The 7,994-nt window shown below is 42.0% G+C and carries 11 protein-coding genes; 4 read left to right on the plus strand and 7 right to left on the minus strand.

The annotated features are described in order from the left end of the window. From QZY09_RS12120 to QZY09_RS12130, 3 genes are all read right to left on the minus strand, one after another. Positions 1–406 (minus strand): hypothetical protein (locus QZY09_RS12120; protein WP_295672731.1); only part of this gene is annotated, 406 nt, incomplete at its 3' end. A 5-nt stretch (positions 407–411) separates the two neighbouring features. Continuing rightward, complete coding sequence (locus tag QZY09_RS12125) at positions 412–894, minus strand: hypothetical protein (protein WP_295672732.1); 483 nt, start codon at positions 892–894, stop codon at positions 412–414. Between the two features lies 1 nt (position 895). Further along, a complete protein-coding gene (locus QZY09_RS12130; RefSeq protein WP_295672733.1) occupies positions 896–1,384 on the minus strand; it encodes a hypothetical protein in 489 nt (162 codons plus the stop codon). A gap of 221 nt (positions 1,385–1,605) precedes the next feature. On the opposite strand from QZY09_RS12130, the gene QZY09_RS12135 reads away from it, so the two are divergent. Continuing rightward, entirely contained in the window at positions 1,606–2,745 is a 1,140-nt protein-coding gene (locus tag QZY09_RS12135) for a family 20 glycosylhydrolase (RefSeq protein WP_295672734.1), read from the plus strand. Positions 2,746–2,772: 27 nt separating this feature from the next. Here the strand turns inward: QZY09_RS12135 and QZY09_RS12140 are convergent, their stop codons facing one another. After that, positions 2,773–3,159, minus strand: coding sequence for a response regulator (locus QZY09_RS12140; protein ID WP_295672736.1), 387 nt, complete (start codon positions 3,157–3,159; stop codon positions 2,773–2,775). 443 nt (positions 3,160–3,602) lie between these two features. Between QZY09_RS12140 and QZY09_RS12145 the strand changes: the two genes are divergently transcribed. Both QZY09_RS12145 and QZY09_RS12150 read left to right on the plus strand, forming a co-directional pair. Then, a complete protein-coding gene (locus QZY09_RS12145; RefSeq protein ID WP_295672737.1) occupies positions 3,603–4,310 on the plus strand; it encodes a DNA alkylation repair protein in 708 nt (235 codons plus the stop codon). 55 nt (positions 4,311–4,365) lie between these two features. Next, positions 4,366–5,337 (plus strand): aminotransferase class I/II-fold pyridoxal phosphate-dependent enzyme, encoded by a 972-nt coding sequence (locus tag QZY09_RS12150; protein ID WP_295672739.1) that lies wholly within the window; start codon positions 4,366–4,368, stop codon positions 5,335–5,337. A gap of 325 nt (positions 5,338–5,662) precedes the next feature. On the opposite strand, the gene QZY09_RS12155 is transcribed toward QZY09_RS12150, so the two are convergent. Continuing rightward, complete coding sequence (locus QZY09_RS12155) at positions 5,663–6,016, minus strand: c-type cytochrome (RefSeq protein WP_295672740.1); 354 nt, start codon at positions 6,014–6,016, stop codon at positions 5,663–5,665. A gap of 387 nt (positions 6,017–6,403) precedes the next feature. Beyond that, entirely contained in the window at positions 6,404–6,796 is a 393-nt protein-coding gene (locus tag QZY09_RS12160) for a VOC family protein (RefSeq protein WP_295672742.1), read from the minus strand. Between the two features lie 294 nt (positions 6,797–7,090). Between QZY09_RS12160 and QZY09_RS12165 the strand changes: the two genes are divergently transcribed. Then, on the plus strand, positions 7,091–7,330 hold the full coding sequence (locus tag QZY09_RS12165; protein WP_295672744.1) for a type II toxin-antitoxin system Phd/YefM family antitoxin: 240 nt from the start codon (positions 7,091–7,093) through the stop codon (positions 7,328–7,330). A 78-nt stretch (positions 7,331–7,408) separates the two neighbouring features. Here QZY09_RS12165 and QZY09_RS12170 read toward each other — a convergent pair. Next, positions 7,409–7,994 (minus strand): hypothetical protein (locus tag QZY09_RS12170; RefSeq protein WP_295672745.1); only part of this gene is annotated, 586 nt, incomplete at its 5' end.

Raw genomic sequence — 7,994 nt, forward strand, 5'->3', positions numbered from 1 at the left:
ATGGTTCCTGGAGGTAGTCGCAGTCATAAACTACCGGATCTGCACCGTCGCAGTTTACCTGTACGTTCATTATTTTGGTGCCATTGGGCTGTTGCTGCCGTGCTATCATTATGGTGTACGATCTGCTATCGCTGCTGTTACAAAGAAAACTCAACCATGTTGTCAGTGACTTATCATCAGATAATGCGTTTTGTTCGGGCGCCATCATTTCGATCTTAAATTTTTTTGCAGGGCCTTCGCCGATTATAATGGTAGAATCTTTCATATTGACCTTAATATCCCCTGAAGCGGCGTTTTTATTCGCTCCGGAGATGATCATGGTGTAATGAATTGGTTTAAATGTTTTTTGCGCGAAAGCCGTAATAATCATCCCGCTTAATACAATGGTGGTGAGTATTTTTTTCATGTTGTTTAGTTTTCAAATAAGTTTTGTTCCAAAGTGCAGAAGTATCCCTTCCCTGTGCCATTGGGATACGTGATATTAATGACCATTTCGTTATCCGACCTATAGGCATATTCGCGGCGGATGGTCGCCGTACAATCTGATCCGGCTGCGTCGGTACAATAAATGATCAGCTTTTTGTTATCGTACTGGTCGGTAGTTTCGTCGCCTACTTTTTTGATGGAGTAAATTTTATCGTCTGCACCGTCAGTTACGATCTTTAGGGAGTTATTTTTTATATCGATAATAATGCTGCCAGTTTTGGGGCCCGCGAGTGTGGTTACCACCTCTGTCACCATCAGATTTTGCCGTAAGGTTGCTGAATTGGCTTTATGAAAATAGAACTGTTTAAACGCCCTGGCTGATTGCTGTCCGGGAGTTTGCGCGAACAATTTGGCGGCGCAAAATAGCAGCAACACCACCAGCAACCATATTAAAACTACTTTTTTCATATTATTTGTTGTTTGTAAATCCGTATAAATAAACAGTTTGGCTCGCTTTATCGCTGGTATACCGTAAAACCAGGTTGCCGTCTTTATCATGTATATCGGTAACGGCTTTACCTTTTTCGTTTTTGTAGTCATTCCCGGTATAGTCGCTGGTTTTTACCATTTTATTCAATTCATCAATGTACTGGTCAACAATTGGTATCAAGGCAGTTAACTTGTCGCCGGTGGCGTCATAATTCAAGATGAAAATATTTTGGCCCGTGCCCAGGTGTAAAATAAATGGGTCGGCAGCAACTACAGGATTTTTGGTCTCGTAATAAATATTTTTCGTCACCGTATCTTCTTCCACTTTTTTACCCACGTCGTTAACAAAATTATTTTTGGCATTTTTCAAAAGCAGGTGCAACTCGGTAATTACCGGAGCTTCGGTTTGTGCTTGCACCGACAAGCCAAGTGTTGCCAGGGCGAAGATGATGAGCAGTTTAATTTTCATGATTGATAACGATTTTAGTGTTTATCAAAGCTATCCGAAGCAGCCACGCGGCACAATACCGATGAAGCGGTATATTTTAGTAAGTAGTTTACACAGGGGCTTAAGCAACAATGCAGTGACCTTTATTTTGATTGCCGATTTTTATTTACATTGTACTTGTGTATTCCTGGCCCGGTATCGCTTGGGCGGCCGGGATAATTACCAGCTTAATTTTTGTCAAAATGAAAAATTATTCATGCCTGCTGCTGTTATTGATCATATTAGTTAGCCAAAGCATTTTTGCACAAGTAAAAACTGATACCCTGTTCCAGGTTAAGGGTTTTATTATAGCTGCGCCCAAACCAGGTGGAGTTGCTGATTTTGTAAAATTTATTAATGAAGAACTGGCACCCCGCAAAGTGAACACCCTGATCCTGCGGATAGATTTTAACTACGAATATAAAAGTCACCCGGAGCTGAGGGATTCCGCGGCCTTATCAAAACATGATGTTAAAATAATACTGGAAGCCTGCAAAAAGAATGGCATCAGCATTATCCCTCAAATTAACCTGTTGGGGCACCAGAGCTGGGCGGCTAAAACCGAGAAATTACTGCAGGTTTACCCTGAATTTGATGAAACCCCATGGATAAAAATGCCTGCCCCTGCTGATTATAAATGGCCCAATGCCGACAACCTTTATTGCCGCAGCTATTGCCCGCTGCATCCTGGCGTGCACAAAGTTGTTTTTGATTTGGTAGATGAGATCGTGGATGTTTTTGAAGCCTCTTCCTTTCACGCCGGTATGGATGAAGTTTTTTACCTGGGCGAAGATAAATGCCCGCGCTGCGGCGGGCGGGATAAGGCAGTGCTTTTTGCCAGCGAGGTACAAACCATCCGGGATCATTTGGCCGAACAGGGTAAAGAGTTATGGATTTGGGGCGACCGCCTTATTGATGGCCGTGCGACCGGTATTGGCGAATGGGCGGCCAGCTATAACAACACTTATCGCGCTGTTGACCTCATCCCCCGTGACGTAGTGATCTGCGACTGGCAATATGACCATGACAACCAGACTGCCGTTTATTTTGCGCTGAAAGGGCTTAGGGTGGTAACCTGCACCTGGAACCGGCCTGAAGTCGCTGTAAACCAGGTGGAAGATCTGTACCGGTCAAGGGCAATAGCGGGCAAGGAATTAAAAGGACGTTTTTATGGTATCGCCGAAACGGTATGGTCGTCGCCCGTACAGTTTTTAAATGGCTATTACGGTAGAACAGTTAATCCTAAAGATAATGACAACAGCCCCTGGAACACGTTCAGGGTGATGTATGATAAAATGGCGCAATTGGAGCAGGTTGCTAGCGAAAAAAATAACACCAATTAAGCTCTATATTTTTAACCTGGTTGCCAGTTAATTTAAAAGATCAAGCGGTTGTTTATCGATAACGCTGATAACCTTTCCGACAATCTCATGAACGTCGAACGGTTTGCGGATATATTCGTCAGCTTTACATTCTTCCGCAATCAGTTCGATGTTATTTGCTGTAGAAAGGATGATAACGGGAATATGTTTGAGCGATTCAAATTGTTTGATCTTTAAACATAACCTGTGCCCGGGCTGGTTATTAATAAGCTCGTCTATCAGGATGACATGGGGTTTAAAGGCCATTAAACTATCCAATGACTGCGGTTCGGGAATGCCCATGCATTCAAAGCCTTCTTCTTCTAAAATAAAAGCGACTATGTTCCTTATATCATAATCATTTTCAACTACCAGTACTTTTTTCTTTACTTTCACCGTTTTAAATTATTTATAAGAACAAATATATAATTAAAAATTAAATTTAAAAATTCAAGGGTTAAATCGCCTGGCGATTCCCCATAAAAATATTACAAACACTTCGGCGTGCAAACTTCCTTTACGGTACTGCAGTCCGGGACAACAACACACCAAACCTGGAATAGTTTTCAAAAAAAATTGTGTAAGTATATACTAGCATTTATATTTAAAAGTGCCACAGTTGCAATATTGCCGGGTATTCATGGCACATGTATCGGCAAGGTGGTACTGTTAAAGAAGGCAGCCTGCAACCCGAAATGACAGCCGTATTGGTGGAGGAATTTCTAAAGTAGTTGCTGTTGAGCCTAAGCGGAGATGGTTGTGTGATCAAAAAATAATTACCGCTTTACAGAAATGTTTTAAATAAGTATTTTTAAATCAAATATTTAAACCATTTAACCATGACCGTTGACGAAATTATGGCCGACCTGCTATCGCACGGAAGCGAAAGCATCAAAAAGGTTTTATTAAAGCATGGTGTCAGGGAGCCATTTTTTGGTGTAAAGGTGGAGTATTTAAAACCGATCCGGAAAAAGATCAAAATAGATTACCAGCTGGCCAAAGACCTTTATGCTACCGGGAACGCCGATGCCATGTACCTGGCCGGCCTGATTGCTGACGACGATAAAATGACCAAAGCCGACCTGCAAACCTGGGCAGAACAGGCGCTATCCACCAATATTAATGAGTATACCGTGCCTTGGGTGGCCGCCGAAGGTAAGCTTGGTTTTGAGATGGCGATGGAATGGATAGATAACCCGCAGGACCATGTCGCGGCCGCCGGATGGTCCACCCTTGGTAACCTGGCTGCCTTGAAGGAAGATGGTGACCTGGATATTGATGCTTACCGGGCCCTGCTGCAAAGAGTGATAAAAACTATCCATACTTCCCCAAACAGGGTACGGTCAAAGATGAACAGTTTTGTTATAAGTGTGGGCGCCTACATAAATACTTTGAGCCCGGAAGCCGTTGCCGCTGCCGGTGAAATCGGCGCTGTTTATGTAGACACCAGCGGGACGGCCTGTAAAGTACCCGATGCGGTAGACTACATTAATAAAGCCATTGCGAAGGGATCATTGGGTAAAAAGAAAAAAACGGTAAAGTGTTGAAGAGATCATCAGGGATATTAACTAATTTACCCCAAATTAGCAAGAGACGACCCGCATGCAGATCGATGATTTTAAAATTGAAAGGTACTTTGCAAAGTATGAATTTGCCGCAAAGTACCTGTTATCAAGTTCAGATTGCGATGGTTATGCCTTGAAAGAGGTGCTAACGGTGGCCTCGGAAGAAGAATTAAGCCAATGGGAAAATCAGCGCCTGGGGTATACGGAAACGAAAGGCGCCCCTGTATTGCGTGAAGCCATCAGCAAACATTACCAAAACATCGGCACCGATAACCTGTTGGTTATGTCGCCCGGCGAAGCTAATTTTTGCCTGATGAACGTGCTGCTGCAAAAAGGCGATGAAGTGATCTGTATGGCGCCGATGTATCAATCCTTGTACCAGGTGGCCGAAAGCATTGGCTGTACCATTACCTTCTGGAAGCCTGAAAACGACCGCGACTGGTATTATGACCCCGCCCGGCTGAAAGCGCTTGTCAATGAAAAAACAAAACTCATCATTGTTAATTTCCCGCATAACCCTACCGGCTATTTGCCAGGTGCCAGCGATTGGGCCGAAATTATCCATATTGCCAGGGCTGGCAATATCTTTTTGTTTTCGGATGAAATGTACCGGTCCCTGGCAGCCAATCCCCTAAATGTTCTTCAGCCGGCCTGTGAGCTGTATGAAAATGGTATCAGTCTTTGGGGGATGTCGAAATCATTTGGCCTGGCGGGTTTAAGAATAGGCTGGCTGGCCACCAGGAACACGGTTGTGCTTCAAAAAATAGAGGCGTTTAAAGATTACTTAACTATTTGTAACAGTGGTCCCGCCGAAATTCTTTCGATGATTGCCTTAAACCATCATCAATTGTTCATCGACCGGAATAATGAAAAGATCAGGGCAAATACCGCCCTGTTTGCAGCTTTTCAAAAAAGAAATAGTGACCTGCTGGATTTTTATCCGCCCAAAGCCGGGTCCACAGCTTTTGTCAAATTAAAAACCAATGTTACGGCTATGCAATATGCTTAAGCATTGGTGCAGCAAACCGGGATCATGATGCTGCCCTCGGAAACGTTTGAATACGGCACTCACTATTTCAGGGCAGGATTCGGGCGTGCTAACCTGCCGGAGATTTTGGCAGTATGGGAAACATATCATCGTTCAGTTTAGCGTTTTTTTGTATTGCAGGCGCTATGTCAAATGTTCAGGTTGATGATAGCTGAAAAAAAAGCGGAAGTGCTGAACAAATTAATTTTATACTTCATTCCTCTATTCGCCGCCGACCTTGCTTTTCTTTAAGACATTCGGCGCAGGTTCCTTTTCAAGCAAACCTGCGCCCTGCATCAAAATAAGATCAATCTGTTGATTTTCCTCCTTTGTTATACCAATTAACAATAATAGCGATTTCACTATCCGATAAACTCCCTGTTTGTGGCATTCTGCGATTTGTCGGGCTTACAGGATCAGCTACTGCTTTCTTTATTTGCGCATAACTGGCAGTAATATCAGTGTCGGCATCAAATTTAACAGGCCTGCCGACCCAGCCTAATGAATTCGCCGAATTATGGCATGACATACAGTTAGCCGCAATGATTGATTTTACTTTTGGGAAATAAACCGTTGACGGCGTTTTTGTTGGTGTGGCGTCTTTTTTTGAACAAGAGCTGAAAACGCCCAACAGGAATACAATTTGAAATGCTTTTTTCACTTTTTTTGAATTAATATAATCCATTACTCCCTTCGAATACGAAACGATACAATAATCAGAAAAAATAAAGCCGGCTCTTTTTCACACCTGGTTGATGCCGTAATAACAGGAGTTCTGCTATAGATCACAGGGGGCTTCCAGACGCTGCGGGCACGAAAGTTTAAATTATTCCTGGTCAGTAGTTTAAAAATTGAGATGGGTAAATTCGATTAGTGGTTGCCGGCCCTGCAATAAACGAGCCTGCGCAGCAGCGCGTCGCGTTAAGAAATGATTCAACACCTGTACTAATGTTTAGTGCAGGCATCCCGCAAAGGCCCTTCCTGCGAAAATCTGCGAACACGGAATTTAAAAAGATAATATATTTTAGATCGTCTGGAATTACATATATCAGGTTGACCGTTGGATCAGGTCCCATAAGTTCCCGTATAAGTCCTTAAAAACTGCGACAATACCGTAACTTTCAACTATCGGGTCACGCACGAAGGTGACATTATTTGCTAACATGCGTTGATGGTCCCGGTAAAAATCATCTGTATCCAGAAATAAGAAAACTCTTCCGCCACTCTGGTTGCCTACAGCCGACCGTTGTTGTTCATTTGCAGCTTTTGCAAGCAGCAGGCAACATCCGGATGCACCGGGAGGTTGAACCAGCACCCACCGCTTAATAGCTGAAAGCTTCGTGTTTTCAACCAACTTAAAATTTAGCTTATTTACATAAAACGCAATAGCGTCATCATAGTCTTCAACTAAAACAGCAATATGAATAATTGATTGTTTCATTTTTCAGGTTTGGAATAGAAGGGAAGATAATCTATGCCTGTTGCAAATATCATTAAACAAATTTAAAAAATTTAAGGTTTAAGGCGTTAAACCATCATACCCCCGGTTTACCCGATGGCGACTGAACGTACGGGAATGAGCGTTCTTTGTGGCATAAATTATATGGCGCTAACAACTATTGTTTTTTTCAAGCATTCCGCGCAGTGGCGGCTCTGGAGCAACGGAAAAGTAGTTTAAATTATTCTTGACAACTTGACAAGAAATTTTTAAATTCAACTAAATGAATTTATTACCATGAAAACAATATCTGTAGGGGAGTTTAAGACTCATTTTTCACACATCCTTGAACAAGTAAAAGCAGGCGAAGAATTTGCAGTAACCTACGGCAAAAAGAAAACTGTTGTTGGCTATTTTTTGCCTGAAAAACGCGATCAACCTAAAATTAAATTAGGAATAGCTGAGGGTAAAGCAAAATTTACCTTAAGCGGCGATTTTAAAATGACTGAAGAAGAATTTTTAGGGAACATGAATTGATGCCATACCGCAACCTGCATGGTCGATTGCCGATGACACTGCGGAAAAGATTAATGAAACTCATATGCAAAAGTTAATTTACAACCCTAATTCCTTCTTCAAAGTATCGTATGTGTCATTTATACCTATTTCTAATTGACCTTCGAAATGTACCCTCATTTTTGCTGACATCTTTTTCATAGCATCAAGAAAAGTCTTTTCAAAGGCAAAATAAGACATGCTGGTAAAAAACTGATTGCTATATTTCCTGATTGCACTAGCAACATGACTTTCGGAAATAAATTCAGTTAGCAAATAGGTAAAAACCAATAAAGTATCTTCACCTGTTTCAAGCAAAACGGGTGTGCAGGATTTATCAGGGGTTTTTGAAAAACTATTATGTTCATCAATAAATGCGAGGATTCCTATATTTAAGATGGCGACCATCGTTGGGTAATGGCTGTTGCTTAAAAAACTGTTAACAAAATCGTAGTAAGTCAACTTAATGTTAGCGCAGGTATATGAAAATCCGACAACCTTAGGGCAAAGGCTATCCGGTAAGTTCGATGAATCCTTAAGGTTTTGAGCCTCCTTATAAATTTTGGCTATTTCCGTTGATCCCAAATTAGATTTAACCTCGAAAGCTATTTTTACACTTTCTATCGGCGAAACAATGACGTGATCA

The sequence above is a fragment of the uncultured Mucilaginibacter sp. genome, from assembly GCF_903913935.1.
GTDB lineage: Bacteria > Bacteroidota > Bacteroidia > Sphingobacteriales > Sphingobacteriaceae > Mucilaginibacter.

Bases quoted from the DNA above. Each gene is read 5' to 3' on its own strand.
- QZY09_RS12125 (WP_295672732.1), bottom strand. From the start codon at position 894: ATGAAAAAAGTAGTTTTAATATGGTTGCTGGTGGTGTTGCTGCTATTT.
- QZY09_RS12130 (WP_295672733.1), bottom strand. From the start codon at position 1,384: ATGAAAATTAAACTGCTCATCATCTTCGCCCTGGCAACACTTGGCTTG.
- QZY09_RS12135 (WP_295672734.1), top strand. From the start codon at position 1,606: ATGAAAAATTATTCATGCCTGCTGCTGTTATTGATCATATTAGTTAGC.
- QZY09_RS12145 (WP_295672737.1), top strand. From the start codon at position 3,603: ATGACCGTTGACGAAATTATGGCCGACCTGCTATCGCACGGAAGCGAA.
- QZY09_RS12150 (WP_295672739.1), top strand. From the start codon at position 4,366: ATGCAGATCGATGATTTTAAAATTGAAAGGTACTTTGCAAAGTATGAA.
- QZY09_RS12160 (WP_295672742.1), bottom strand. From the start codon at position 6,796: ATGAAACAATCAATTATTCATATTGCTGTTTTAGTTGAAGACTATGAT.
- QZY09_RS12165 (WP_295672744.1), top strand. From the start codon at position 7,091: ATGAAAACAATATCTGTAGGGGAGTTTAAGACTCATTTTTCACACATC.